This window comes from Selenomonas sputigena ATCC 35185 (genome assembly GCF_000208405.1).
GTDB lineage: Bacteria > Bacillota > Negativicutes > Selenomonadales > Selenomonadaceae > Selenomonas > Selenomonas sputigena.
Genome location: NC_015437.1, coordinates 1,648,563 through 1,674,123, shown reverse-complemented (window position 1 = coordinate 1,674,123; position 25,561 = coordinate 1,648,563). Strand labels below are relative to the sequence as shown.

The following is a 25,561-nucleotide window of genomic DNA, read 5'->3' as shown; positions in this document are numbered from 1 at the left end:
TATAGAGGAGAACGGAGATTCATTCAAGAGAAAGGGGTACATGAGTATGTTTCTCCGTCCGTTTGTGCTATAATGTCTGCGATATAATCTGTTTGACTTTCGGAGGTGCAGCTTGGTCTCCTTTCTCATCATTTTGATCACCGTTCTTGCAGTGTTCACCGTGGCGGCGCTTTGGGCGCTGCGCTATCTTCTCGCTGGGCGTGCGCTGTTTATTTGCCGCGTGCTGGTCGGCGTCGTGTTCACCATCGCGGCGGCGTCTTTCTTCTCGCGGCGCAATCCGCTCGCAGGGATTCTTTCAGACGGTGCGACGATTTCTCTGGCTTCTGTCTTCTTCCTCTCTTTGATGTTCTTGTTTCTCTTTGTGTTGGCAGCCGTCGTCCTTCGTGCCTTCTATCGCAGGACGCTCGCCGTTCCCGAGGATGCGGGGCGGCGCAGGGTCTTGAAGGCGGCGGGCGCGTATCCTGCGGCGGCGCTCGGTGCGGCGCTCTACGGCAATCTCTACGAGCGGAATGCGACGGTTGAGCGTCGCTACGACATCCCCGTTGCGGCGCCGGCACTCGCGGGCTATACGGTCGCCCAGCTCAGCGACGTGCATCTCGGCATGTTTTTCTCGCTTGAGCGGCTGAAGAGCCTTTTGCAGCAGGTCGCCGACGCTGCTCCCGACGCACTCTTGCTGACGGGCGACATCTTCGACTATCCCGAGTGGACGGCAGAAGCCGTGCACCTGATCGACGGCTTTGCCACTGCCTTTCCCGATGGTATATGGTACTGCCACGGCAATCACGAGCATATACGCGGCATTGCGCTCGTAGAAGAAGCGCTGGCGACGTCGAAGATTCACTTTTTGAAAAACGAGGCGCAGTGCGTGAGGCAGGGAGCGCAGCCGCTCTACTTCGCAGGTGTCGACTACCCGATGTCGGAGTACAGGAAGAGACTCGACGCCGAGGCATTCCAGCGCGAGAAGGCGATGTACGCGAAAGCGGCGCTCGAAGCGATTTCGGCAGATGCCGTGACCGTCCTGCTCGCGCATCATCCCGAGTTCATCGACGATGGCGCTGAGTACGGCGCACGCCTCGTGCTCACGGGGCACACGCACGGCTCGCAGTTCGGCATCTTCGGTCTGCCGCTCTTCCCCGTGTTCAAGTACACGCGCGGCATCGTCGAGAAGGGGAAGACGACGGGCTACGTCCACTCGGGCAACGGCAGTTGGTTTCCGTACCGCCTCGGCTGCCCGCCGGAGATTGCTTTTTTCACTTTGCGTGCTTGACAAGGCGGAAAATGTAAAGATTGTCTGACAGAGAAAAAGCCCGCGCAAGCGGGCTTTTTCTCTGTCAGTATTTCCCCCCGCCGCCGCCGTGGTTTTCGTCGCGGCTGGAGGACGTGTTCTGCTTCTTTGGTTTTTCCTTGCGAGTGACGTTCATGTAGAGGAAGGTATCGCGGTTTTCTGTCAGATGAAGCCCTTCATGGCTCAGGTAGGCATCGGCCTCGGTTGCGGCCATGACGTTGCTCATCGAGCCGATGAGGCTGCTGCGCACGAGGTAGAAGACTCCGCCTGCGAGCACGACGGCAGCGGCGAGTGCGAGCAGGCTGAAGCCTGCTTTGGGATCGAAAGGCTCGCCTTCCTTCTCGTAGTAGGCGAGCATCTCATCGGCCGTGGCCGCGTAGGCCTTGAAGCCTGAAGCGTAGTCATCCTTGGAGAAGGAGGGCAGGAACTTGCCTGAGAGATAGTCCGTGCCGACGCCGTCGGTGATGCGCCCCTTCATCTTTTTGTCCGTTGCGAGGTACCAGTCGCGATCCTTCGGGGCGACGAGGAGCACCATAGCGCCGTTTTCCGCGCTGCCTGCAAGTTTGTCGACGATTTTATTGGCGGCTGAGCCAGCTTTTTCGCCCTTGAGATCCTTGACGGTGCAGGCGGCAATCTTCACCTTGTGCGCCGCTTCGACATCGGCGAGCGCCTTTTCAAGCGACGTCCGGTCGGCGTCGCTCAGAAGTCCGGCCTCGTCCATGACGCGCGCGCTTGCTTGTGCGGCGTCCTTGGAGGCCGCCTCGCTCAAGGTGGGGGAGGCGGCGAGGGCAAGGAGCAGGAAGACGGGGAGGAGGACGGCGCGGAAGAAGTTTCTTTTTTCACGTTTCATGTGCAGTCCTCCCTATATGCTTCCCAAGATGAACTTTGCGATGAAGTAAAGGATCGGCACGCTGATGAGGGAAGCGGCGAGGGGGTAGAGCGTCGCCTTCCTCTTGTCGATGGGCAAGGAGCCGATGACCTTGCCTGTTTGCCCGTTCATCATGAAGGTGTAGGGCCTTCCTTCGTACTTCGTCGTGAGGATCCAGACGGGAACCATGGCATAGCTGACGGCGCCGTCCTCCTTGATGATGCAGGGTTCGCCGTCAAGCGAGCGGCGAGTGTAGCCTTCAACGGTGCTTTCGAGGACGCCTAGGGCGCTTTCTGTAATGCGCTTGTCGGCGCGCGGCGCGGAAGCCTCGGCGTCGACATCGTATTTCTCGGCGAGAAAGCCCGTGAAGTAGGCGGCCGAAAAGGGTACGAGTTCATTGTAGTCGAATGGCTCGATGCTTTCCATATAGGTGTCGTCCATGCGCTCGCTGCCGTCGACAGGGATGCGCTCGAACTTCATCGAACCTGCGCGTTCGCAGCTGTAGACGCTCGTTTCCGTGATGATTTCGTCCGCTGTTTCGTAGACGTTGTCCGTTTCCGCGCGGAAGGAGGCGCTGGCCGTAATGGCGGAGTCGAAGAGCCAGAACGGCACGTACATCGCCTGGATTTCCTTGATGCGGTTGTTCGACTTGAAGGCGTCGGGCAGCAGATAACGATTTTCGTAGAACTTCTTGAGGGCTGCGACGGCTTCGTCCTTCGTCTTCTTGAACGGGATGACGAAGTCGGGACGCAACATGCCGGAGAACTGCTGCGGCAGCATGTTCGGACTGCCGCAGTAGGCACATTCCGTCGCCATCGTGTTGCCGTCGGAGACAAGTTCCGCACCGCATGAGGAGCATGTCTGCAGCTGCATGGCGGAGGCTTCCTGTTCCGCCCACTCAGATCCCGCATTTTCCGTGTTCCAGCGCGAGTCGCGCGCTTCTGCGGCGAGGCGCGCTTTTTCCTGCTCGCGCTCGAAGAGCGCTTCGACAGTCGCGATCTCAAGCTCCGTCGAGCAGTATTCGCAGGTCACATGGTCGTGACCGGGCAGGAAGGAAAGCGGTGCGCCGCAGTTGGGGCATTTGTAGCTTACCGATGTATCGGCCATTTGCTTCACCTCGCTTGCTTGTTGGAATATTTCTTACTGCAAGTCGTTCTCGTCGAAAGCGTCGCCGCACTCGGGGCAGAACTTCGGCGGATTCGTCGGGTCTTTGGGCTGCCAGCCGCACTTGTCGCAGCGATAGAGGGGCGCGCCCGCCGGCTTCGGTTTGCCGCAGTTCGCGCAGAAGCGGCCCTGGTTCGTTGCGCCGCAGCTGCACTGCCAGCCGTCCGCTGTCGGCTGGGGTTTGCCACAGTTCGCGCAGAACTTGCCCGTATTGCCCGCGTGGCCGCAGCTGCAGCTCCAAGCCCCTGCAGGCGCGGGCTGTGGCTTGCCGCATCCCGCGCAGAACTTGCCCGTGTTGCCCGTCTGGCCGCACGCGCAGTTCCAACTGCCGGCTGCTCCCGCCTGTGGCTGCTGCGGCGGCGGCGGAGCGAGCGGGTTGCCCTGCGGCGCCTGTCCGCCCGCAGGGCCGAAAGCGCCCATGGCGCCCATGCCGGCATTCCCTGCCATGCCCATGCCCATGAAGCCGAAGGCGCCGCCCATGCCGGCTTCGTTGCCCGCCGCCGTGCGCATGGCGTCCGCCGTCGCCGTCGCGAGGCGGCCGGCGCGCAGGTTCGGATCGCTCATGATGGCGCTGTCTTGGATCTCCTTGATGCGCTTCTCGTCCTCTTCGTCCGCCTTGACGCTCGAAACGCCGAAGGAAACGATCTCAATGCCGCGCTTCTTGCCCCAGTCCTCGGAAAGCTCGGCGGACAGCTCCGTTTTGATGTCGCGCGTGTAGTTGATGAGCTGCGTGTAGCGGATTCCTTTGGCGGCGATGCGCCCGAAAGCTGGCTGCAGCGCCGTAAGAAGTTCGCTCTTGAGCTGGGAGTCAATTTCGCTTCTCGTGTAGACGTCCTCGACGTTGCCGCAGACGTTCGTGTAGAAGAGAATCGGGTTCGTGATGCGGTAGCTGTATTCGCCGAAGCAGCGGATGTTCACGTTCATCATGTACTGGCCGATCATCGTCTCGAACTGGATGGACTGCGGCGTGCCGTACTTGTTGCCCATGATCTCCTTCGTGTTGAAGTAGTAGATGCGCTGGTCTTTCGGCGCATCGCCGCCGAAGGTGAAGCGCTTGCCGATGTTTTGGAACACTGCCTTGAGATCGCTTGCGAGGTCGCCGCCAAAGATTGTCGGCTCGGTCGAGCTGTCGTAGGTGAATTCGCCGGGCTGTGCGCAGACCTCGACGACCTTGCCCTGCTCGACGATGATCATGCACTGCCCCTCGTTGACGGCGATGATGGAGCCGTTCGAGATGATGTTCTCCTCGCCCGAAGTGTTGGAACTGCGTCCGCGTGCGCTCGTGCGCTTCTGCCCCTTGGCAACGAGCGAATCCTTGTCGAGGCTGTCGCAGTAGAAAAACTCTTTCCACTGATCGGACATGACGCCGCCGGCAGCGCCCATAGCAGCTTGAATCAAACCCATGATGCATCTCCTCCTTCGTATGACTGTACAAATATACAAGTGTATCTATGAAACTAATTCTATTCTGCGAATAAGAAATCCTTGTGGAAAAGTTGGTTTTGCCTGGGTATTTTGGTGGAATTTTCTGACGCTGATTCTTTTTGCAAATGTAGAAAAAATGGATATAATATAGAAGAGACGGCGTGCTTCGTCGTGGAATTTCCTGTTGGAAGGAAAGACTCTTTAAGGGAAGGCGGTCATTCGATTGAAGAAGATTACGGTGCTCTATATGGACGGTTGCCCGTATTGCCGCAACGCGGCGCGGGCGATGGACGAATTGGAAAAGGCGTATTCGGCCTACGAGGCGGTTCCCGTCGAATGGATCGAGGAAACTCGTGAGGGAGAGAAGGCGCAGGCGTTTGCCAAGGAGTATTACTATGTGCCATCGATGTTCGTAGACGGTGCGAAACTCTATGAAGCGAAGCCCGGCGAGAGCTATGAAGAGTGCAAGCGCTGCGTCGAGGCGGTCTTTCAGGCGGCTGTCGATTGACGGGCGGAGATGGGGCAGCGTCCTTTACCAATGTTTCAGGGCATAGAAAAATCCCATCTCCATAAGCAATGCGAAGACGCATTGCTTATGGAGATGGGATTCTATCGTGTCGCTGATGAGTCTACGCCATGGCGTTGACCTTGCGGGCAAGGCGCGACTTCTTGCGGGCAGCGCAGTTCTTGTGGAACACATGGTTCGCTGCAGCCTGATCGATCGTCTTGCAGGCGGCCCTCAGGAAGGACTTCGCTTCATCAGCGTTTCCTGCCTCAACGGCGTCGAGCACGTGGCGGGAAGCCGTACGAACGCGGGACTTTTCCGCAGCGTTCTTGGCGCGGCGCTTCTCATCCTTCTTGACGCTGCGGATGGATGCTTTGATGTTCGGCAAATGTTTCACCTCCCTTGAAGGAAATCATACTGTAGTATATTAGCATGGATGGGGGGAAAATGCAATATTTAATTTCGCGGCAGGGAAATTGGAAATAACTGCGAATGAATAAAAGAGACTCAACAGCCGGATCAAGGGAGGTACTTCGATGAAGAAAACAATCGTCATAGGCGCAGATCATGCGGGCTATCCCATGAAGCAGTTCTTGCTGCAGCAGTTGACGGAAGCGGGCTGCAGTGTTGAGGATGCGGGCACGTATGATGAGGCGTCCTGCAACACGCAGCCCTACGCGCAAAAGGTGGCGGAAGAGGTGGCGAAGGGCGAGGGGAAGTTGGGCATCCTCGTCTGCGGCACGGGCGCGGCGATGTGCATCATGGCGAACAAGGTCAAGGGAGCGCGTGCCGTCGTCGTGCACGACCTGTTTACGGCGCGCATGACCCGCACGCACAATGACGCCAACATCCTCTGCATGGGGCAGCGCGTCATAGCGAACTACATGGCATGGGAGATTGCAAAGACGTGGCTCTCCTATGAGCCGCTTGGAGGCAAGTATGCTGAGCGGCGCGAAACCATCGCGAGGTATGAGGAGGAGCATATGAAGTGACGAAGGTCTTGTGCGCACGGGCGGAAAAAAAGTAAAAATAATGCTTGCGCGCCCCTTCATAATCGTGTATAATATCCCTTGCTGGTGCATGAGCACCGCGTGATTCCTCGATAGCTCAGTAGGTAGAGCGCCTGACTGTTAATCAGGTTGTCGCAGGTTCGATCCCTGCTCGAGGAGCCATTCTCGGCGCGTTGGTCAAGTGGTTAAGACACCGCCCTTTCACGGCGGCTTCACGGGTTCGAATCCCGTACGCGTCACCATAAGGCAGGAACAGCACCGTCCGGTCGGGCGGTGCTTTTTTGTGTGCATCCTTGGATGGTTGTTGAAAAAGATAGAGAAAATCATGCGTTAATTTTAATGAAGGGGAGGCTCTCCTTTCCGGAAGGATTTTTCCTTTCTGCGACGAAGTGTTTCAGCGAACAAAAAAGATTTGACATTTTCTGAGAGAAATTCGTGAGGAGGGTGAGGAGCTGCTATGCTCGTCGGTGGTGTTGTTTGTTCCATGGCGTTTTATTGTCAGCGCTGCGGCAAGATTCATGTACACGATGTGCCGTATTTTCTTGGCGTGAAGCGCTTCTCTCTTCGCTGTGCAGGCTGCGGGCATGAGCAGGCGCTGTTGGTGCGTGGAGACAAGGGGCGCTTTGAAATCCATGTGCCGTGCGTCGCCTGCGGCAAGGAGCATGTGATTGCCTGCAGTCTCGCGCAGATCAGGCGCATGGATCTTGAGAAGGTCTATTGCAGTCAAGATCGCTTCGAACTGGGCTACATTGGAAAGCGCCGCCGCATCGAGGAGCTTTTGGCGTTCAATCAGGCGGAGTTTGACAGGATTCATCCCGCTGACGGCGCAAATTTCATCGGCAAGCAGCAGCTTCTTCTTGAGGCGGTCAACCGTGTGCATGAGTTCGTCGCTGCTGGTGATGTCATCTGCCCGTGCGGCAGTCATGATTTCATCGCGCAGGTCGACGGTGCGTCCGTATTTCTAGCGTGTAGGAATTGCGGCAGCAGCGCCGTCATTCCTGCCGAGAGCGCGGCTGACCTTCGGCGTCTCCTGTGCGGTTCATCGATTCGCTTCTTGGCGCCGACGGCGCACAACAAGCGATAGGGAATCGGAGACCTCGCAGAGACGAAAGGTATGTTCGTGAAAATAGAGACTTGCGGCGCAATCTTTGTAAAAAGATGGCCGCAGGTCTTGTTTTTTTGCCGAAAAAGGATTTTCATCGAATATCGTCGAAAAAATGTATAGAGTAAACTATTGTTTATGGGTTTATGCGTAGCCGCTTCTTGATGAAAGCAAGGGAGATGATGAAAATGAATACTTGGAAGAAACGTGTGGCTGCGGGACTCGCAGCGGGTATGCTTGCTTTTGGAGGAAGCTTCGCCCTGCAGCCTGCTCCTGTGGCGGATGCGGGCTGGGGAGATCTCATCGGCACGGTCATAGGCGGCTTCCAGGCAAAGGCTGAGGCAGAGAATCAAATCAAGGAACTCGACCAGACGGAGGAGGGGCGGCAGGCGCTTTTCGCCTCGTACCAAGAAGAATTTGGCGTGGAAGAAAACTCCCCGTGGGAGGGAGTTTGCAGCCGTGCGATCGAACGCGTTTCGGCGGGCATCGCCAAGAGCGATCCTTCCGTCCGTGACAAGCCGTTCCTTTGGTTCATCAATCAGGACGATACCTTCAATGCCTTTTGCTCGCTCGGCCATGTGATGTCGATCAATCGCGGGCTTTTCTATTATCTGCAGAATGAGGATGAGATTGCCGTCGTCCTGGGGCATGAGATGGGGCATGGCATGAAGAACCATGTGGCGGATGGCTGGCGCAAGAAGATCGACGTGGCGATCGGTGCGCAGGTTCTTGCCGATATGACGAATGCGTCGGAGCTTAGAAACGTCGTGCTCAATACGGTTGTCACGCAGATCAACCAGGTGTCGATCGGCCGTGCACACGAATGGGAAGCGGACGGACTTGCACTCAAGTACATCACGGACGCGGGGTACAATCCCGGTGCTGCAGCCGCCGTCTGGCAGCGCTTCATGGAGCAGATGGGCGACAATCGGCAGAATTTCGTCAGCGAGATGTTCGATCCGTCCGATCATCCGACGAATAAGGAGCGCCGTGACAAGTACATGCAGAGCGTCAAGGAGTACAGCGGCGGACATGTCGAGGTCAAGGACGGCGTCGTTTATGTCAAGGGCAAACAATTCGTCGTTCCCGCTGAGACCGACAATATGTCGAGCGCCGAGCGCGCCTACTTCGTGCAGGGCAACTTGGCGGCGGCATACCACAACGGGCACAGCAAGGAGAGTGCCTATGCGGATGGCAACGTCGTCATGCTTGGCGCACAGCCGGTCATGACCTGCCTTAGAGGCGACGACTCCGCAGCGGCGCTCGCCGAGAAATTGAATCAAGTAAAGTGAGGAAGATGTATGGATTTCAAGCGTTATCTCAAGGAATATCCGAACAAGGAGGGGCGTTTCGGCAAATTCGGCGGCGCTTACCTGCCGGAAGAACTCGTGCCTGCTTTTGCAGAAATCAACGAGGCGTATCTGACGATTTGCCATTCCTCGCAGTTCATCAATGAGCTGCGGCGCATACGCCGCGAGTTTCAAGGACGGCCGACGCCTGTCTACCACTGCGAGCGCCTTTCGCGCAAGATCGGCAACTGCCAGATTTATTTGAAGCGTGAGGATTTGAATCACTCGGGTGCGCACAAGCTCAATCATTGCATGGGAGAGGGGCTTCTGGCGAAGTTCATGGGCAAGAAGCGCATCATTGCTGAGACGGGCGCGGGACAGCACGGCGTGGCGCTCGCGACGGCGGCGGCCTTCTTCGGGCTCGACTGCACGATCTACATGGGTGAGGTCGACATCAAGAAGCAGGCGCCGAATGTGGCGCGCATGAAGGTGCTCGGCGCGAAGGTCGTGCCCGTTTCGCGCGGTGCGAAGACGCTCAAGGAAGCTGTCGATGCGGCTTTTGAGGATTATCTGGCGAACTACAAGGAGACGATCTACTGCATCGGCTCTGCTGTCGGACCGCATCCGTTCCCCATGATGGTGCGCGATTTCCAGACGGTCGTAGGCATCGAGGCGCGCGAACAATTCAAGGATATGATGGGGTTCCTGCCCGATGTTGTGACGGCGTGCGTAGGCGGCGGCAGCAATGCCATCGGCATGTTCGTGCCGTTCCTCGACGATCCTGTGGAGATCGTCGGCATCGAGCCTCTGGGGCTTGGCAAGAAGCTCGGCGATCATGCGGCATCCATGTCGTATGGCGAAGAGGGCGTCATGCACGGCTTTGACAGCATCATGCTCAAGGACGCGGCGGGCGAGCCGGCTCCTGTGTATTCGGTAGCAAGCGGACTCGACTACCCATCCGTCGGCCCCGAGCACGCCTTTTTGCGCGAGATTGGGCGCGTCAAGTACGATACGGCGACGGACGAGGAGGCGATCGGCGCCTTCTTCAAACTTTCGCGCTACGAGGGAATCATCCCCGCGCTCGAAAGCTCTCATGCGGTCGCCTACGCCATGCGCCGCGCCAAGGAGATGGATACGGGCTCGATCCTCGTCAATCTCAGCGGCAGGGGCGACAAGGATCTCGACTACGTCATTGAGAAGTACGGTACGGGCGAGAAGTATCTGGAATTTGCTTGAACGCTTGGATGAAGGAACATTAAGAGGCCTTTGGGAATTACCCACAGGACTCGCATGCAAAAAGGAGCTGCTTTACGGCAACTCCTTTTGCATGCGGGTCCTGTGTATGCTCTTATAGTATATTTCTTTCTATACACATGCTTTTCTGCTGGAAAAGTTAGATTGTACGACTTCTTACCGGGCTGACGGTTTTTGAGCTGGGAGGTTCGATATGATGGTGAAGGGCTCGAAAATATTCATGAAACATGGTATGCTTCTATATAATGAAAGTATCCCGATGCCCAGACGAAGGAGATGGTTTGTTTGGTTTGGAATAAGCTGAAAGATTTTTTTGATTTGCATGGCGACATCGCGTCGATACGGGAAATTACAGATCGGATTAACGCCCGCGTGCGATTTCGGGGGACGAATCTCTCTGTACTGATGTTGGCCATCTTTATCGCCTCCATCGGACTCAACATGGACAGCACGGCGGTCGTCATCGGCGCGATGCTGATCTCTCCGCTGATGGGGTCGATCTTGGGTATCGGCTATGGCCTTGCCCGGTATGACAGCACATATATCCGCTCTAGTGCAGGCAGTCTGTTGGCCCAAGTGCTCATTTCGGTTGCCACATCGGCACTTTATTTTTCCCTTACGCCCATAGCTACACCTTCGTCGGAACTGCTTGCACGGACATCACCGACCATCTGGGATGTTTTGATCGCTGTTTTCGGTGGACTGGCAGGCATCATCGGTATAACACGTAAAGAAGGTGGAAATGTCATCCCCGGCGTTGCGATTGCGACGGCTCTCATGCCTCCTCTCTGTACCGCAGGATATGGCATTGCTACGGGTGTGACTGCATATACCGTAGGTGCGTTATATCTTTTCTTCATCAATAGTTTCTTTATCTGTTTGACCGCATTCAGTGTCCTGAAAATCATTGACATTCCATCCAAGATCGAGCGGGACTCCGTGGAATTTTCAAGACAGAAACGCTACCTGCTGACATTTGCCATACTTGTCACATTGCCCAGTTGTTTCTTTGCGTATCAGAGCGTGCAGGAAAATCTGGAGCGCGAGCAGGCGAAGATTTATATCGAGGAGAATTTCAAAGTGCCGCCTCATCTGGCGATCTCCTATACCTTGGATAGTGAGAAGAAAATATTGACGGTATTTACGATTGCCGGAATATCGGAGGATGATTTGACGGTATTGACGGAGAAACTGCATGAAAAGGCACATCTCAGACCTTTTCGTCTGGAGGTTTTTTCTGCGGAAACGGTGGAAGAGCGGGAAAAGATGGAGGCGATGATCGATCAGAGACTCAGCGAGGTTGAAAAAAGAGCCATTCCTTCCGTACAGGAACAACAGACAGTGACCGCACTCAAATCTGCTCGAGAGGAAAGTGAAAAGCAGGGCACTTATATATTGGACTGGAATCGTGAGGCACGCATCGTGTTCCCGGAAATCTCCCGCATCGCCGTTGGGAGTGTGCGCGGCCCTGCTGCGACTGCAGATCCATCGGATTCTCTGAGTGAAATGCCGATTGCTTTTATATACTTGAAGGCCAATATGGACGAAGCGTTGCGTGCTCGTTTGACCGAATGGATTTCCACTAAGGCGCAGCGCCGTGTACAGGTGCAGTTCTTCCCCGAATCCACACAGGCAGAGGGAAAAATGTAACGATATTGCCGAGTCAATGTTCAACGAGTCGTTGGGCAGACGCCAAAAAAGCCCGCCCAGTCCCCGTGAGTAAGAGGAATGGGTGGGCTTCAGTTTGTGAAATCTCGTGTTCGTTTCGACGGTGCGGTGTGAAGAAGGTCGTGTACTGCAGCTTAGAGCAGCTCGTCCTTGGCGACGTCGTAGAAGGCGTGCTCCGCCTTGATCTCGCGCTTGCCTTGGCGAATCCTCACGTTGTCGTCGAACTGTGCGACCTGAGTGTCCCAGTTGAAGAGGCCGCTGTCCGACTGAATCGTGACCTTGGGGCGCTCAAGGAAGACGTTGCCTTCGACGACAGCCTCGTGCGTCTTGCCGATGACATGAGCCTTGTCGCCCGTGAGTTTCAAGCCGTCCTGTGAGACGCTGACATTGCCCTCGCACCAGACCTCGAAATCGGGGGAGTTGACGCCGCTCTGGGCATCGAAAGCGCCGTTTTTCAGGTACTTGAGCGCCGTCGCAAGGTCGACCTCAGCATGGTCGGCCTGGAAGGTGCAGCCGTTGGCGACGATGCGGATGTTGCCGTCGAAGACGCAGCGTCCCGAGGAGAAGTCGAGACGGTAGGAATCAAAGGAGAAGTTCGGTGCGGCAAGAGCCGTTGCGCTCAGGGTGAGCAGAACGAACATCATGAGAACCGAAACAAGGTTTTTTTTCATAAAGACGCTTCCTTTCATTGGCGGGAAAAGTGTTTCCATGTGGATTCTTTTCCTATCATACAGCATGAGGGCAGGTTTTTCCAGCGAATTTTCCTTAAAGGATAGGTTTCAGCAGGATAAAGCGGTGCTCTTGCCGTATTATTCCATCATATAATGGAAGACAAGCAGGAAGAGGAGGCGGACAGATGACGATACGGGAAAAACGTGAGGCGTTGGAGTATGAGATGCTTTCCCCCCTTGCGGCGAAGAGTAGGGAGAGTCGGCGGCGAGCACCGATTGCCCCGTGCCCTTTCCGCACGGACTTTCAGCGCGATCGCGACCGCATCTTGCACTCGAAGGCGTTCCGGCGTCTGAAGCGCAAGACGCAGGTTTACATCGTCTCGGGCGATCACTACCGTACGCGCATGACGCACAGTTTGGAAGTGTCGCAGATCGCCCGCACGATCGCGCGAGGACTTTGCCTCAACGAAGATTTGACGGAGGCGATTGCGCTCGGTCACGACGTCGGTCATACGCCTTTTGGTCATGCGGGCGAGGCGGCGATGGCGGAGATCATCGGACACTTCGCGCACAACGAGCAGAGTCTGCGCGTCGTCGAGTATTTGGAGCGCGATGGCGCGGGTCTTAATTTGACCTTTGAGGTCAAGGACGGCATCGTCAACCACACGGGAAAGCACTTGCCGAAGACACTTGAAGGGCGCATTGTGCGCATTGCTGACCGCATCGCCTACCTTTGCCACGATTACGACGACAGTCTGCGCGCGGGTATGCTTGAGGCGGGCGATCTGCCGACGCTCGTTTACGCGAAGCTCGGGCATACGACGTCGGAAATGATCACGGGCATGGTCTCCGACCTCATCGTGCATTCGGCGAAGCAGGGAGACATCACGCTTTCGCCTGCCATGCAGGAGGTCATGGACGCTTTTCGTGCCTTCATGTTCGAGCATATCTACCATTCGGAGCGGCTGGCGCGTGAGAGGAAACAGGCAGTGTTCGTGCTGCGCGAGCTTTACGCGCACTACATGGAGAATTTCGAGGAACTGCCCGAGGAGTTTCGCCGCTATGAAACGCGCTGGGGCAGACAGCAGACCGTCGTCGACTATGTGGCAGGTCTCAGCGACAACTATGCCGTGCATACGTTCGCACGCATCTTCATGCCGCCCGTTGGTTTTTCTGTGCCGGGCGATGCGTGATTTTTTGGTCGAAACTTTTGCGGATTTTTGCGCTTGTGCCGCTGCCGCTGCGTTCGGCAAATTTTTTTGGCGCACGGAAAAAAAGAGGATATTTTCAATTTATAGGGAATATAAAATTTAGTGGAATTTGAATGGATGTTCCGCATGATTCGTTCGTTTCAAGACGGTAGAAAAATCACAGAAAATCAAGGAGAGGGAGCAGCGAAGGGTGAAAAAGCATGAGGAATGAGGCGATGGACGCCTTTGTCGAGCGCGTACGTGCAGATTCCGACATCGTTGCCGTCGTTTCCTCCTATGTCGCGTTAAAGAAAAAAGGAAATCGTTATTGGGGCTGCTGCCCGTTTCACCACGAGAACACACCGTCTTTTTCGGTGGTTCCCGAGCAGGGATTTTTTTATTGTTTCGGCTGTCACGTCGGAGGGAACGTATTCAAGTTCCTCTCGCTTATCGAGAACATCCCCTATTTCGAGGCAATCAAACTGCAGGCGGAAAAGCTCAATATTCCTTTGCCCGAGAGAGAGAGAAGCGCAGCGGAAATCGCGCGTGACAAGAAGGCGGAGGAACTTCGCCGCGTGCATGAGATGGCGCAGACCTTTTTTCACAACTGTCTGACCAAGACGCATTACGGCGAGGCGGCGAAGGCCTACCTCGCGGGGCGCGGCATCGGCGAGAGCGTCATCGAGGCTTTCGGCATCGGCTATGCGCCGCCCGCGTGGGACAAGCTCGCCGTCGCCTTCGAGAAGCGCGGCGTGCCTGCTGCGCTCCTTGAAGAGAGCGGCTTGGCGGCGAAGCGGCAGAAGGGCGCGGGTCATTACGACCGCTTTCGCAATCGCGTGATCATCCCGATCCGCGACGCGCGAGGGCGCGTGGTGGCGTTCGGCGGACGCATCTTGGGAGACGGCGAGCCGAAATATCTGAATTCGCCCGAGACGCTGATCTTCAACAAGCGACGTCTGCTCTTCGGTCTCGATCGCGCGCATCGCGCCATTGCGCGCGCGGGATTCGCCGTCGTCGTCGAGGGCTATATGGATGCGATTTCCGTCGCGGCTGCGGGCATAGAGAACGTCGTTGCCTCTCTTGGCACGGCGTTTGCCGCGGAGCAGGCGAAGCTCCTGTTGCGCTATGCGCCTGAGGTGCGCTTCTGCTATGACAGCGATGCTGCGGGACAGGAGGCGACGCTTCGCGCGCTTTCCGTCGCGCGCGCGGCGGGGGCGACGGTCAAGGTGCTGCGCGTGCCCGACGGCAAAGATCCCGACGAATACATCCGAAAACATGGCGAGGCGGCTTTCCGAAAACTCGTCGAAGCGGCGCTTCCCTTCATCGAGTACCGCATGGTGCGCGTATTGGAGACGGCGGACAAGGAGAGCCTGCAGGGCAGGCTCGATACACTCGCGGCGCTTCTGCCCGTGCTCGCCGAGGTGAAAAGCCCTGCGGAACTTGATGGCTATATCGTGCGCACGGCGCGTGAACTGACGCTCGACGAAGGGCTCATACGCGCCGAGCTTGGCCGGGCGGCAGGATCTTCTGCGCCGCCCGCTGCCGTGCGAGAGACGACGCGGCGCGCCTTCAAAAAGGCGGACGATATCCTGCAGCGTGCAGGGCGAATCGTGCTTCGGACAGCGTGGCACGATCCGGCTGTCACGGAGCATATTGCCTCTCTCGTGCCGTTCGAGGCTTTTTCGACAGAGGAACAGGCGAAGGCGCTCGCGTGGCTCTATGGACTTCATCTTGCGGGCGAGAGGCCGACGGATGCGCGTGCGCAGGCGGAGCTTTCCGAGGCGGTCGCGACGGAGATCAGTCGATCGCTTGCCGAGGACACGGGGACGATGGACGCGCTGGAGGCTTACGATGACTCCATGCGACGCTTGCGCAGGGCGTATCTTGCGCAGCTCTTTGAGGAGCATACGCGGCGCGCTGATCGATGGGAAAAGGAAAATGATGCGCGGTTCTTGCAGGAATTAGCGCAGATTCAGCGAATAAAGAACGAAATGGAAGGGCTATGAGCAAAACAAAGGCATTTTCCCAAGCGGGCGTCCTTGCCCGACATGACGAAATGAGCAGCAGAAAGGAGGCGCGATTCCATGGCTGAGAAAGCGAACAAGGCGGCTCTCGACGTGGACAAGAAGCCGACGCAGAGCTCTGCCATCGTGTCGAGCCTTCTCACAAAAGGGCGGGGCAACGGCGGCGTGCTGACCTACGGCGAGCTGATGACAGCATTGCAGGAGCAGGAACTCACGCCGGATGAAATCGACGACCTTTACGAGACGTTCAGCAACAAGGGCATCGAAATTGTAGATGATTCGAACCGTGCACAAGCGGAGATGGACGAGGACAAGGCTGAGGAAGAGGTGGATATCGATCTCAGCATTCCCGAGGGAATCAGTATCGATGATCCCGTGCGCATGTATCTCAAGGAAATTGGTCGTGTGCCTCTCCTTTCCGCAGATGAGGAAATCGCCCTTGCCAAGCGCATGGAAGCGGGCGATGAGGAAGCGCAGAAGGAATTGGCAGAGGCGAATCTTCGTCTCGTCGTGAGCATTGCCAAGCGCTATGTCGGCCGGGGCATGCTGTTCCTCGATCTCATACAGGAGGGCAATCTCGGCCTCATCAAGGCGGTCGAGAAGTTCGACTACAACAAGGGATACAAGTTCAGTACCTATGCGACGTGGTGGATTCGGCAGGCGATCACGCGCGCCATCGCCGATCAGGCGCGTACGATCCGCATCCCCGTGCACATGGTCGAGACGATCAACAAGCTCATTCGCGTTTCGCGTCAACTCTTGCAGCAGCTTGGCCGGGAGCCGTCGCCCGAAGAAATCGCCGAGGCGATGGAAATCAGCGTGGAGCGCGTGCGCGAGATCATGAAGATTGCGCAGGAGCCGGTTTCCTTGGAAACGCCGATCGGCGAGGAAGAGGACTCTCACCTCGGCGACTTCATCGAGGATCAGGACGCGCCCGCGCCGGCGGAGGCCGCATCCTTCATGCTCCTCAAAGAACAGCTCGAAGAAGTCCTCGACACCTTGACGGAGCGCGAGGAGCGCGTCCTGCGCCTGCGCTTCGGTCTGGACGACGGCAGGGCGCGCACGCTTGAAGAGGTCGGACAGAACTTCGGCGTGACGCGCGAGCGTATCCGTCAGATCGAGGCGAAGGCTCTTCGAAAGCTGCGTCATCCGAGCCGCAGCCGCAAGCTGAAGGACTTTCTCGATTGATTGGATGTTGAAAAAGATGAAAAGGGGCGGTGACGGTGCAGGGACTCGACGAGCGTCTTGCGGCCGTCGCCGCCTTCGTGCCTTTGGGTGCGCGTCTTGCCGACATCGGCACCGATCATGCGAAACTGCCGCTCGCCCTCGCCGCTGCGGGAAAGATTGCACACGCGATCGCCGTCGACGTGAACGAGGGACCTTTTGAGGCGGCGCGGCGAGCCGTGCAGGCGGCAGGGCTGGCGCAGACGGTCGAGGTGCGCCTCGGTGACGGCCTTGCGGCGCTTGCGCCCGGCGAGGTCGACAGCGTCGCCGTCGCGGGCATGGGAGGCTCGCTGATCTCGCGCATCCTCACGGACGGCGCTGCTGTGCTGCAGGCGGTGGAAACCCTCGTCCTGCAGCCGCAGAGCGATGTGGCGGAGCTTCGCGCCTGGATCTATGACAACGGCTGGCACATCGCGGAGGAAAGCCTTGCGCGTGCGGGCGGCAGGCTCTATGAGATCCTTCTGGCAAGGCGAGGGAAAAAGGAGAAGCCCGAGCCGATCCTCTTGGAGATCGGCCCTTGCCTTTGGCAGAAGAAGCCGCCGCGCTTGAAAGAACATATCGAGCAGCTGCTTTTTCGTGTGCGCCGTGCGAGAGAAGGCATGGAAAAGAGCGCGCGTGCAAAGGAAGGGGCGGCGTATCGCGCGCTCGGAGAAAAGGCCGCCGCATTGGAGGAGAAGCTTATATGGTAAAGTTGCAGGACGTCATGCAGGCGATGGAGCGCATCGCGCCGCGCCGCTTGGCAGAGGAGTGGGACAACCCCGGCCTCCTCGTCGGCTCGCCGCACGATGAAGTGAGGAAGATACTCGTCGCACTCGATGTGCGCGAGGAAACGGTGGAACGTGCAATCGAGGATGGCTGCGATCTGATCGTCGCGCACCATCCTCTTATTTTTCGTGGCTTAAAGGCGGTGCGCACGGACGATGCGACCGGGCGCAAGATCGCGCGTCTGATCAAGGCGGGCATCGCCGTCTTTGCTGCGCACACGAACCTCGACAGTGCGGCGGGCGGCGTCAATGATGTGCTCGCTGAAAGGCTGGGGTTGAAGAGCGTTGTGCCGCTTGCCGAAAGCGCGGCGGACGGCGAGCCGGGTCTTGGGCGCATCGGCTCGCTCGATGCGGAATTCTCCCTGGATGATTTTGCCGCATGCGTCAAGGAGAAATTGGGGCTTTCATCTATGCGCATCGTGCGTGCAGGCGATCGCAGGATTTCCCGTGTCGCCCTCTGCGGCGGCAGCGGTGCGGAGTTCGTCGGCAGGGCGGCAGCCAAGGGCGCTGACGTCTATGTGACGGGCGACGTCAAGTATCACGATGCTGAACGCGCCATAGGTCTTGGGATTCATGTCCTTGATGCCGGGCACTTCGCGACGGAGCAGCCGATCGTTGCCCGTCTTGCTGAACGGTTGGAGAAGGAACTTGGCGATGGCGTGGAAGTTGTAGCTGAAACAAAATCTAGTGATTTCTTTCAGAACCTATAACTATATGTACGATAGATGCGAGATATAGAATTAATGTTCTCTTATAATAATTGTTTGCATGTGCCTCAAATCGTTTGACAAATCCTTAGACAACTGGTATAATGGTCACGTTGTGAGTTTGCTGAGCATCTGGGCAATCGCGGGCATTTCGCCTGAGGAAAGTCCGGGCTTCAGAGGGCAGCGTGCTGGATAACGTCCAGCGGGGGCAACCCTAGGGAAAGTGCCATAGAGACTTAGACCGCCGCATGGCATAAGCCGTGTTGGCAAGGGTGGAAAGGTGCGGTAAGAGCGCACCAGCAGTCAGGTGACTGGCTGGCTAGGCAAACCCCACGCGAAGCAAGACCGAATAGGGAAGGGATGAGGCGGCCCGCCGACCTTCCGGGTAGCGTCGCTTGAGCCGTCCGGCAACGGGCGGTCCAGATAAATGATTGCCACTGCCGTAAGGCAGCACAGAACCCGGCTTATAGGACGCCCAGCGAGCAAAACAACGAGGAGCTAATACGCATCAGCGAAGAAAAGCCGAATCCAGCTCAGGAGCGGGGGAACCATAGTTTTTGGGGTGAATGATGAGGCGGCAGAAGGACGGCAGGGATAAGGCTGCTTTCCGGCCGCGTCAAAAAGGGTGTTCTCTTCCCTAACCCGGCAGCTAACCTCGTAGGCGAAATCAGAGAGGGAGTGTCTATTTGAGTAGAGTAATGCGTATTTTCGTGCTGACCATGGTTTTGATGTGTGGGGTGTCTGTTGCGGGGGCTTCGGCTTTCCGGATCGGAGACCAGGGAAGCGATGTAGCGGAGATTCAGGGACGGTTGGCCAGCCTTGGATATGACGTGGCGGCGGACGGCGATTTCGGCCCCGCAACGGCAGAGGCGGTCAAGGCTTTCCAGAGTGCGCACGGCCTTGAGGCGGACGGCCTCGTCGGTTCGGCGACGTACTCGGCACTTCTCGGCAAGGGTATGCCGGAAGTGAGCCGCGGCTCGAACTATATTTCGCGCCGCATCATCTCGGATTCGATGCAGTATCTCGGTGTGCCGTATGTATTCGGCGGCACGACGCCGAGCGGTTTTGACTGCTCGGGCTATGTGCGTTATGTGTTCGCCAACGCCGGCGTCTATCTGCCGCGCATGGCGGATGAGCAGTTCGAGGTGGGTACTCCCGTTTCGACCGACGAGCTTATCCCCGGCGATCTCGTGTTCTTCACGACGTACACTTATGGTGCATCGCATGTCGGCATCTATCTCGGTGACGGCAACTTCATCAACGCATCGTCGAGCCGTGGCGTGGCGATTGATTCGCTTTACAGCTCGTACTGGGGGTCCTGCTACATCGGGGCTCGCAGGGTAATGTAATCTTTTTTGGGGAGGCTGCAAGCCTCCTTCTTTTTTTGTGCGCATATAGCATATATAGGATGTCCTGCATCGCAGCCTATGAACTTGACAAATATCCTAGTCTTATGGTATCCTTTCTAGCAGAAGAGCAGTCTTTGGGGCGGGGTGGAAGTCCCCACCGGCGGTGAAGGAAGCGCTTGCGTTGTTCGTGCTTCCTGCAGCCCGCGAGCCTTTGGGCAGATTCGGTGTGATTCCGAAGCCGACAGTATAGTCTGGATGGGAAAAGACGTGCAAGTTGCGTTACGGAGACTGTGAAAAGAGTGTTCTTTTTGCGGTCTTTTTTTGTGCGAAAACTACACGCACAAACGTCCACTTTGTGGACATTGTGCGTCGCCCTTACAGAAGCCTAGCCAATCGGTCTGCGCCTTTGGCTTGACCTCTTGGGGCTTCATGGTAAAAACAGGAAGGAGGCGGAGAGATGCAGCAGGACGAGGACTTCATGCGCGAGGCGCTCCTGCTCGCTGCGAATGCGCGTGGCCGCACCGCGCCGAATCCGCTTGTCGGTGCCGTCATCGTACGCGAGGGGCGCATCGTCGGCGCGGGCTGGCATCGCAAGGCGGGCACGCCGCACGCCGAGGTGCATGCGCTCGCCATGGCGGGTGATCTCGCGCACGGTGCGACTGTTTATGTGACGCTGGAGCCGTGCTCGCACCACGGGCGCACGGGGCCATGCGCCGAAGCGCTCGTCAAGGCGGGCGTCAAGCGCGTCGTCACCGCGATGCTCGACCCGAATCCGCTCGTTGCAGGCAAGGGCAAGGCGATGCTCGAAGCGGCGGGCGTCGAGGTGACGGTCGGCGTGCTCGCTGAAGAGGCGCGGCGACTCAATGAAGCATATCTCAAATGGGTGACAGAGAAACTGCCGTTTGTCACGCTCAAGACGGCGATGACGCTCGACGGCAAGATCGCGACGGCGGCGGGGAAATCGCAATGGATCACGGGCGAAGCGGCGCGGCGGCGCGTGCATGAGATGCGCGACGTGGCGGACGCCATCGTCGTCGGCATCGGCACGGTGCTCGCCGACGATCCATCGCTGACGACGCGGTTGGTGGACGGTACGGGCAGGAATCCCGTGCGCGTCATCGTCGACAGCCGCGCGCGCACGCCGCTCGCGGCGACGGTCGTACAGGACGGTGCGGCGAAGACACTCGTCGCCGTGACATGCGCCGCGCCTGAGGAGCGCTGTGCAGCTTTGGAAGCGGCGGGCGTCGAGGTCGTGCGTGCGGGCGAGGGCGAGCGCGTCGACCTCGCGACGCTGATGCGCCTGCTCGCGGCGCGCGACATGACCTCCGTCTTTGTCGAGGGCGGCGGCACGCTGAACTTCTCGCTCTTGGCGGCGGGGCTGGTAGACAAGATTCATGCCTTCATCGCACCGAAGATCGTGGGCGGCAAGGCGGCTCTGACGCCCGTCGAGGGGGCGGGATTCGCCGAGCTTGCCGATGCCGCAGTTCTGACAAGATTGACGGCGGAGCAGGTCGGAGCGGACATCCTCCTCACGGGCTATGTGGCGAAGGAGGCGAGGTAGCCTTTGTTTACAGGAATTATTGAAGAGGTCGGCGCATTGGAGCGCCTTGCGGGCGGTGAGATCGCCATACGCGCTGAAAAGGTGCTCGAAGACGTCGCGCTCGGCGACAGCATCGCGGTCAACGGCATCTGCCTGACGGTCACGCACTTCGATGCGGCGCACTTCACGGCAGACGTCATGCCCGAGACGGTCCGACGCACGTCGCTTGCAGAGCTGAAGCGCGGCAGCCGCGTAAACTTGGAACGCGCCCTGACGCTTCGAAGCCGCCTTGGCGGTCACATCGTCAGCGGCCATATCGACGGTGTGGGCACGATCGCCGCCATGCAGGAGGAGGGAAACGCCATCCTCTTGACGGTGCGTGCAAGTGCCGACGTCCTGCGCTATGTTGTGGAGAAAGGCTCGGTCGCGCTCGACGGCATCAGCCTCACGGTTGCGTGCGTGAGTGCGGCGGACTTTACGGTCAGCTTGATTCCGCATACGCGTGAGATCACGAATCTGCGCGAAAAGCGCATGGGCAGCCGGTTGAATATCGAGACGGACATCCTCGGCAAGTACGTGGAGAAACTTTTTCCGGGAGCGCGCACAAGGGGAGATAGCGACGCGCCGAGGAGCGCGGGCAAAATAACGATGGATTTCCTGCGACAGCAGGGATTTTAAGGGAGTGTCGGATGTATCCGTACTTCCCAGAGATAAGGAGATGCAGCAATATGTCAGATTTTGCAACGGTGGAGCAGGCAATCGAGGATATCAAGTACGGCAGGATGGTCGTCGTCGTGGATGACGAAGATCGCGAGAACGAGGGCGATCTCATCATCGCGGCAGCGACGGTCAAGCCCGAGGACATCAATTTCATGGCGAAGTACGCGAAGGGGCTGATCTGCACGCCGATCGACGGCAAGCGCCTCGACGAGCTGAATATCGGGCAGATGGTCGCGAACAATACGGACAATCACGAAACGGCGTTCACGGTTTCCATCGACGCCTATCATACGGAAACGGGCATTTCAGCGTTTGAGCGCTGCCAGACGATCAAGCTCCTGCTCGATCCGAAAGCGAAGCCTTCGTCCTTCCGCCGTCCCGGTCATGTGTTCCCTCTGCGCTCCGTCGAGGGCGGCGTGCTGCGGCGCACGGGCCACACGGAGGCGACGACGGATCTCGCACGCTTGGCGGGATTCTATCCCGCGGGACTTTGTTGTGAGATCATGGCGGACGACGGGCACATGATGCGCACGCCAGAGCTGAAAGAATTTGCAAAAAAGCACGGACTCAACATCATCACGGTCAAGTCGCTCATCGAGTACCGCAAGCGCACGGAGAGCTTCGTCAAGCAAGTTGCCGACGTCGACTTCCCGAGCCGCTACGGTCATTTCCGTATCAAGGCGTATGAGAGTGCGCTCGACGGCAAGTGCCACATCGCCGTCGTCAAGGGCGATGTGGCGGGCAAGAAGAACGTGCTCGTGCGCGTCCACTCCGAATGCCTGACGGGCGACGCGCTCGGCTCGCTGCGCTGCGACTGCGGCGACCAGCTTGCCATCGCCTTGAAGAACATCGAGAAGGAAGGCGAAGGCGTCGTGCTCTACATGCGCCAGGAGGGGCGCGGCATCGGCCTCGCAAACAAGATGCGCGCTTACGAACTGCAGGATAAGGGGGCAGACACGGTCGAGGCGAACGTCGAGCTGGGATTCGCGCCCGACCTCCGCGACTACGGCATCGGCGCACAGATCCTCTCCGACCTCGGCCTCACGAGCATCCGCCTCATGACGAACAATCCCGCCAAGCGCGCGGGACTTGAGGGCTACAACCTCGAAATCGTCGAACGCGTGCCGCTCGTCGTCAAGGCGAATAAGTTCGACAAGCGCTACTTGAGCGTCAAGAAAGTCAAGATGGGGCACCTTTTGAACGATGAAGATCTGGGGAAATGATAATGACTTCGTGGTTTGAAGCATGGGAGAAAAATAATGGAAACAATTCTATTGGTGCTTCTTGAAGAATATGCTGATTGGGAAGCTGCGTATATCTCGTCGGGGGTTCACCTGCTTGGTCAAGGAAAATTTGAAATCAAGACGGTTTCGCTTTCGGCACAAAGTGTGCGCTCCATCGGTGGACTTCAGACGATACCGGACTATACGATAGATACTGTGCCAGACGATTATGCGGCATTGCTTTTAATTGGAGGAATGCGGTGGCGTGAAGAACGCGCACGGAAACTGTTTCCTCTGGTAACGCATTGTTCGCAAAATGGCAGATTGTTAGGCGGTATTTGTGATGCAGTAGGATTTTTAGCTGTGGCGGGTGCTTTGAATGCTGTGAAGCACACGGGAAACAGTTTGTCTGAGCTGCAGTGGGGAGATTCGCAGTATAAAGGTGCGGCGCATTTTCAGCCCAAACAGGCGGTTTGTGACAAGAATACGGTTACAGCCAATGGTTCTGCACCGTTGGAATTTGCCCGAGAAGTCTTGCTCGCATTGCATGTTGCGGATGAGGCTCTGATCGAGGACTGGTATGCTTTACATAAATTAGGGTACTATAATACGGCTATGCATAATCGTTTTGTAACGATGATGCAGAATTAAGGGGAGATAATCATGGCAAAGACGATCGAAGGCTTCATTACAGGCAAGGGACTTCATATCGGCATCGTGGCGGCTCGCTTCAATGAGTTCATCACGAGCAAGCTCTTGGGCGGTGCGCTCGATGCGCTGCATCGTCATGAGACGAAGGAAGATGACATCGACGTCGCATGGGTGCCGGGCGCGTTCGAAATTCCGATTGTTGCCAAGAAGATGGCCGAGAGCGGCAAATACGATGCCGTGATTTGCCTTGGTGCGGTCATTCGCGGTGCGACGACGCATTACGACTACGTCTGCAGCGAGGTGTCGAAAGGCGTCGCGCAGGTCGGGCTTTCGACGGGCGTGCCGACGCTCTTCGGCGTTCTGACGACGGAGAACATCGAGCAGGCGATCGAGCGTGCGGGCACGAAGGCGGGCAACAAGGGTGCGGACTGCGCCATGGCGGCGATGGAACTCGCAAGCCTGCTGAAGAAGATCGGCTGAGGGGGCGAGGTCATGAAAATCGGCATCATCAGCGACACGCACGGCTGTGAGAAGCGTTGGGAACTTGCCTATGAAAAGCACTTTTCCGACGCCGACCTCATCATCCACGCAGGCGACGTGCTCTATCACGGCCCGCGCAATCCGATGCTCGAAGATTACAACCCCGCCGGGCTCGCCGATAAGATCAACGAGAGCGTGCCGCCCGTCCTTATCTGCCGCGGCAACTGCGACTCCGAGGTCGATCAGCTCGTGCTCAAGACGCCGATCCAAGCGCCCTACGCCTACGCTTTTGCGGGCGGCAAGCGCATTGTCGCGACGCACGGGCATCTCATCGAGAGTGACGCCGCCAAGGACGAGGCGGCACGCACGATGCGCGCCGACGTCTTCATCACGGGGCACATCCACACGAACGTCCTCGAAAAACGCGGCGCGACCGTGTTCGTCAATCCCGGCTCGCCGTCTCTGTCGAAGCGAGAGGACGGCAGGGCGACCATCGCTTTGATGACGGATGAAAAGATTGCGATCCTCGACCTCGATACGGACGAGGTGCTGATGGAATTGAAATTTTGAAAGATGCGGCGCAGGAGGGAATGAGGCAAATGATCGGCGCTGTCGTCTATCGGCTGCGGGCGGAAGATACTGCCCGTGTGCCGGTTTTTCACGGGCGCTGGCTGCATGGGCTGTTCTTCAAGATCATGGAAGAGTATTCGGCGGAGCTTTCCGCCTATGTCCATGAGGCGCTTAACGTAAAGCCGTTCACCGTGTCGCTCCTCAAACAGCGGCAGGGAAAAGATGAGGGCGGCTATCGTGCGGTCGCCAGGGGCGAGAGCCTGAGCTGGCGCGTCACGGCGCTTCGGGAGGACGTATTGCGGGCGGCGCTCCATGTTCGCACGGGCGAGGTTCTGCAAGCGGGGAATTTGCCGCTTCGCGTCGAGGAAGTCAAGGTAGACGGCACGGAGGATTCGGGCGTCGTCGATGAGATGGAGCTTGTCGGCGCGGCGCTTGGCGCAGGACGCATCGCGGAGATCCGTTTGCGCTTCCTCTCGCCCGTCGCCTTTCGCCGCGACGACAAGGACTATCCGACGCCCGATCCCGTCTTCATCTTCTCGTCGCTTTCCGACAAATGGCAGCAAGCCGCCATGCCCGTGGAGATGGATCGCGCCTGGATTCGCGAGGCGGCGGCGAGGGCGCTTCTGGCAGAATGGCACGGCAGCTCGCGCCGCGTCTACTTCGGCGGCGACCGCGGCATGCTCGCGTTTTCGGGCAGGTTCAGCTACGATGTCACGGCTCTTGATGAGGAAGAGCAGCACGCACTCCTTCTCCTCGCCCAATTCGCCAACTTCTCCGGCGTCGGCAGACTTACGGGACAAGGCTTCGGCGAGACTAGGGTCGCGTATCGGTGAAGAATGAGTCTGTTGCGTACGGTTGATGCAGCAAGATTCGTATTG

Annotated in this window: 25 protein-coding genes, 2 tRNA genes, 1 other RNA gene and 2 riboswitches; of the genes, 23 read left to right on the top strand and 5 right to left on the bottom strand. The window is 57.9% G+C overall.

Annotated elements, in window-relative coordinates; genetic code table 11:
- Positions 1 to 112: 112 nt before the first annotated feature.
- Positions 113 to 1,267 carry a metallophosphoesterase gene (locus SELSP_RS07695; RefSeq protein ID WP_006191647.1) on the top strand — a complete coding sequence of 385 codons (1,155 nt, stop codon included), beginning with the start codon at positions 113 to 115 and terminating at the stop codon, positions 1,265 to 1,267.
- A 64-nt stretch (positions 1,268 to 1,331) separates the two neighbouring features.
- Here the strand turns inward: SELSP_RS07695 and SELSP_RS07690 are convergent, their stop codons facing one another.
- Genes SELSP_RS07690 through SELSP_RS07680 form a run of 3 tightly spaced genes read right to left on the bottom strand, consistent with a single transcriptional unit; the run spans position 1,332 to position 4,721 of the window.
- Complete coding sequence (locus tag SELSP_RS07690; protein WP_006191648.1) at positions 1,332 to 2,135, bottom strand: TPM domain-containing protein; 804 nt, start codon at positions 2,133 to 2,135, stop codon at positions 1,332 to 1,334.
- Positions 2,136 to 2,147: 12 nt separating this feature from the next.
- Positions 2,148 to 3,260: a hypothetical protein gene (locus SELSP_RS07685; RefSeq protein WP_006191650.1), complete on the bottom strand. Its 1,113-nt coding sequence runs from the start codon at positions 3,258 to 3,260 to the stop codon at positions 2,148 to 2,150.
- Between the two features lie 33 nt (positions 3,261 to 3,293).
- Complete coding sequence (locus SELSP_RS07680) at positions 3,294 to 4,721, bottom strand: SPFH domain-containing protein (RefSeq protein WP_006191651.1); 1,428 nt, start codon at positions 4,719 to 4,721, stop codon at positions 3,294 to 3,296.
- A 244-nt stretch (positions 4,722 to 4,965) separates the two neighbouring features.
- Between SELSP_RS07680 and SELSP_RS07675 the strand changes: the two genes are divergently transcribed.
- The gene (locus tag SELSP_RS07675; protein ID WP_006191652.1) at positions 4,966 to 5,250 is read left to right on the top strand and encodes a glutaredoxin family protein; all 285 of its coding nucleotides are present in this window, start codon (positions 4,966 to 4,968) and stop codon (positions 5,248 to 5,250) included.
- 121 nt (positions 5,251 to 5,371) lie between these two features.
- On the opposite strand, the gene rpsT is transcribed toward SELSP_RS07675, so the two are convergent.
- Positions 5,372 to 5,635: a 30S ribosomal protein S20 gene (rpsT, locus tag SELSP_RS07670; RefSeq protein ID WP_013740893.1), complete on the bottom strand. Its 264-nt coding sequence runs from the start codon at positions 5,633 to 5,635 to the stop codon at positions 5,372 to 5,374.
- A gap of 148 nt (positions 5,636 to 5,783) precedes the next feature.
- Between rpsT and SELSP_RS07665 the strand changes: the two genes are divergently transcribed.
- The 7 genes from SELSP_RS07665 (at position 5,784) to SELSP_RS07635 (ending at position 11,552) form a co-directional block, all read left to right on the top strand.
- Complete coding sequence (locus SELSP_RS07665) at positions 5,784 to 6,239, top strand: RpiB/LacA/LacB family sugar-phosphate isomerase (RefSeq protein WP_006191655.1); 456 nt, start codon at positions 5,784 to 5,786, stop codon at positions 6,237 to 6,239.
- 104 nt (positions 6,240 to 6,343) lie between these two features.
- A tRNA-Asn gene (locus SELSP_RS07660) sits at positions 6,344 to 6,419 on the top strand.
- A 5-nt stretch (positions 6,420 to 6,424) separates the two neighbouring features.
- A tRNA-Glu gene (locus SELSP_RS07655) sits at positions 6,425 to 6,499 on the top strand.
- A 242-nt stretch (positions 6,500 to 6,741) separates the two neighbouring features.
- A complete protein-coding gene (locus SELSP_RS07650; protein WP_232362321.1) occupies positions 6,742 to 7,341 on the top strand; it encodes a hypothetical protein in 600 nt (199 codons plus the stop codon).
- A gap of 197 nt (positions 7,342 to 7,538) precedes the next feature.
- Entirely contained in the window at positions 7,539 to 8,651 is a 1,113-nt protein-coding gene (locus tag SELSP_RS07645) for a M48 family metallopeptidase (RefSeq protein WP_155813663.1), read from the top strand.
- A gap of 9 nt (positions 8,652 to 8,660) precedes the next feature.
- Entirely contained in the window at positions 8,661 to 9,884 is a 1,224-nt protein-coding gene (trpB, locus tag SELSP_RS07640; RefSeq protein WP_006191665.1) for a tryptophan synthase subunit beta, read from the top strand.
- A gap of 294 nt (positions 9,885 to 10,178) precedes the next feature.
- Positions 10,179 to 11,552 (top strand): DUF389 domain-containing protein, encoded by a 1,374-nt coding sequence (locus SELSP_RS07635; protein WP_006191670.1) that lies wholly within the window; start codon positions 10,179 to 10,181, stop codon positions 11,550 to 11,552.
- Positions 11,553 to 11,704: 152 nt separating this feature from the next.
- On the opposite strand, the gene SELSP_RS07630 is transcribed toward SELSP_RS07635, so the two are convergent.
- Complete coding sequence (locus SELSP_RS07630) at positions 11,705 to 12,241, bottom strand: OstA-like protein (RefSeq protein WP_009645158.1); 537 nt, start codon at positions 12,239 to 12,241, stop codon at positions 11,705 to 11,707.
- Positions 12,242 to 12,426: 185 nt separating this feature from the next.
- Between SELSP_RS07630 and SELSP_RS07625 the strand changes: the two genes are divergently transcribed.
- From SELSP_RS07625 to cas6, 14 genes are all read left to right on the top strand, one after another.
- The gene (locus tag SELSP_RS07625) at positions 12,427 to 13,434 is read left to right on the top strand and encodes a deoxyguanosinetriphosphate triphosphohydrolase (protein WP_006191676.1); all 1,008 of its coding nucleotides are present in this window, start codon (positions 12,427 to 12,429) and stop codon (positions 13,432 to 13,434) included.
- Between the two features lie 218 nt (positions 13,435 to 13,652).
- Positions 13,653 to 15,437, top strand: coding sequence for a DNA primase (gene dnaG / locus SELSP_RS07620; protein WP_006191681.1), 1,785 nt, complete (start codon positions 13,653 to 13,655; stop codon positions 15,435 to 15,437).
- Between the two features lie 78 nt (positions 15,438 to 15,515).
- Positions 15,516 to 16,643, top strand: coding sequence for an RNA polymerase sigma factor RpoD (gene rpoD / locus SELSP_RS07615; protein WP_006191682.1), 1,128 nt, complete (start codon positions 15,516 to 15,518; stop codon positions 16,641 to 16,643).
- 29 nt (positions 16,644 to 16,672) lie between these two features.
- Positions 16,673 to 17,368, top strand: coding sequence for a tRNA (adenine(22)-N(1))-methyltransferase (locus tag SELSP_RS07610; protein WP_006191683.1), 696 nt, complete (start codon positions 16,673 to 16,675; stop codon positions 17,366 to 17,368).
- A complete protein-coding gene (locus SELSP_RS07605; RefSeq protein WP_006191686.1) occupies positions 17,362 to 18,153 on the top strand; it encodes a Nif3-like dinuclear metal center hexameric protein in 792 nt (263 codons plus the stop codon). The genes SELSP_RS07610 and SELSP_RS07605 overlap by 7 nt, the downstream gene beginning before the upstream one ends.
- A gap of 121 nt (positions 18,154 to 18,274) precedes the next feature.
- An RNA gene (gene rnpB, locus SELSP_RS11755) (RNase P RNA component class A) lies at positions 18,275 to 18,633 on the top strand.
- A gap of 27 nt (positions 18,634 to 18,660) precedes the next feature.
- Positions 18,661 to 18,830: riboswitch (cyclic di-AMP (ydaO/yuaA leader) on the top strand.
- Positions 18,831 to 18,848: 18 nt separating this feature from the next.
- On the top strand, positions 18,849 to 19,499 hold the full coding sequence (locus tag SELSP_RS07600) for a C40 family peptidase (protein ID WP_006191688.1): 651 nt from the start codon (positions 18,849 to 18,851) through the stop codon (positions 19,497 to 19,499).
- 126 nt (positions 19,500 to 19,625) lie between these two features.
- Positions 19,626 to 19,770: riboswitch (FMN riboswitch) on the top strand.
- A 186-nt stretch (positions 19,771 to 19,956) separates the two neighbouring features.
- The gene (ribD, locus tag SELSP_RS07595) at positions 19,957 to 21,060 is read left to right on the top strand and encodes a bifunctional diaminohydroxyphosphoribosylaminopyrimidine deaminase/5-amino-6-(5-phosphoribosylamino)uracil reductase RibD (protein WP_006191691.1); all 1,104 of its coding nucleotides are present in this window, start codon (positions 19,957 to 19,959) and stop codon (positions 21,058 to 21,060) included.
- Positions 21,061 to 21,063: 3 nt separating this feature from the next.
- Positions 21,064 to 21,717 (top strand): riboflavin synthase, encoded by a 654-nt coding sequence (locus SELSP_RS07590; protein ID WP_006191692.1) that lies wholly within the window; start codon positions 21,064 to 21,066, stop codon positions 21,715 to 21,717.
- A 50-nt stretch (positions 21,718 to 21,767) separates the two neighbouring features.
- Positions 21,768 to 22,982: a bifunctional 3,4-dihydroxy-2-butanone-4-phosphate synthase/GTP cyclohydrolase II gene (locus SELSP_RS07585; protein WP_006191693.1), complete on the top strand. Its 1,215-nt coding sequence runs from the start codon at positions 21,768 to 21,770 to the stop codon at positions 22,980 to 22,982.
- A gap of 36 nt (positions 22,983 to 23,018) precedes the next feature.
- A complete protein-coding gene (locus SELSP_RS07580; RefSeq protein ID WP_006191695.1) occupies positions 23,019 to 23,633 on the top strand; it encodes a type 1 glutamine amidotransferase family protein in 615 nt (204 codons plus the stop codon).
- A 12-nt stretch (positions 23,634 to 23,645) separates the two neighbouring features.
- Positions 23,646 to 24,113 carry a 6,7-dimethyl-8-ribityllumazine synthase gene (ribH, locus tag SELSP_RS07575; protein WP_006191696.1) on the top strand — a complete coding sequence of 156 codons (468 nt, stop codon included), beginning with the start codon at positions 23,646 to 23,648 and terminating at the stop codon, positions 24,111 to 24,113.
- Between the two features lie 12 nt (positions 24,114 to 24,125).
- Complete coding sequence (yfcE, locus tag SELSP_RS07570) at positions 24,126 to 24,683, top strand: phosphodiesterase (RefSeq protein ID WP_006191698.1); 558 nt, start codon at positions 24,126 to 24,128, stop codon at positions 24,681 to 24,683.
- 20 nt (positions 24,684 to 24,703) lie between these two features.
- On the top strand, positions 24,704 to 25,516 hold the full coding sequence (gene cas6, locus SELSP_RS07565; protein WP_232362322.1) for a CRISPR-associated endoribonuclease Cas6: 813 nt from the start codon (positions 24,704 to 24,706) through the stop codon (positions 25,514 to 25,516).
- Positions 25,517 to 25,561: the final 45 nt, after the last annotated feature.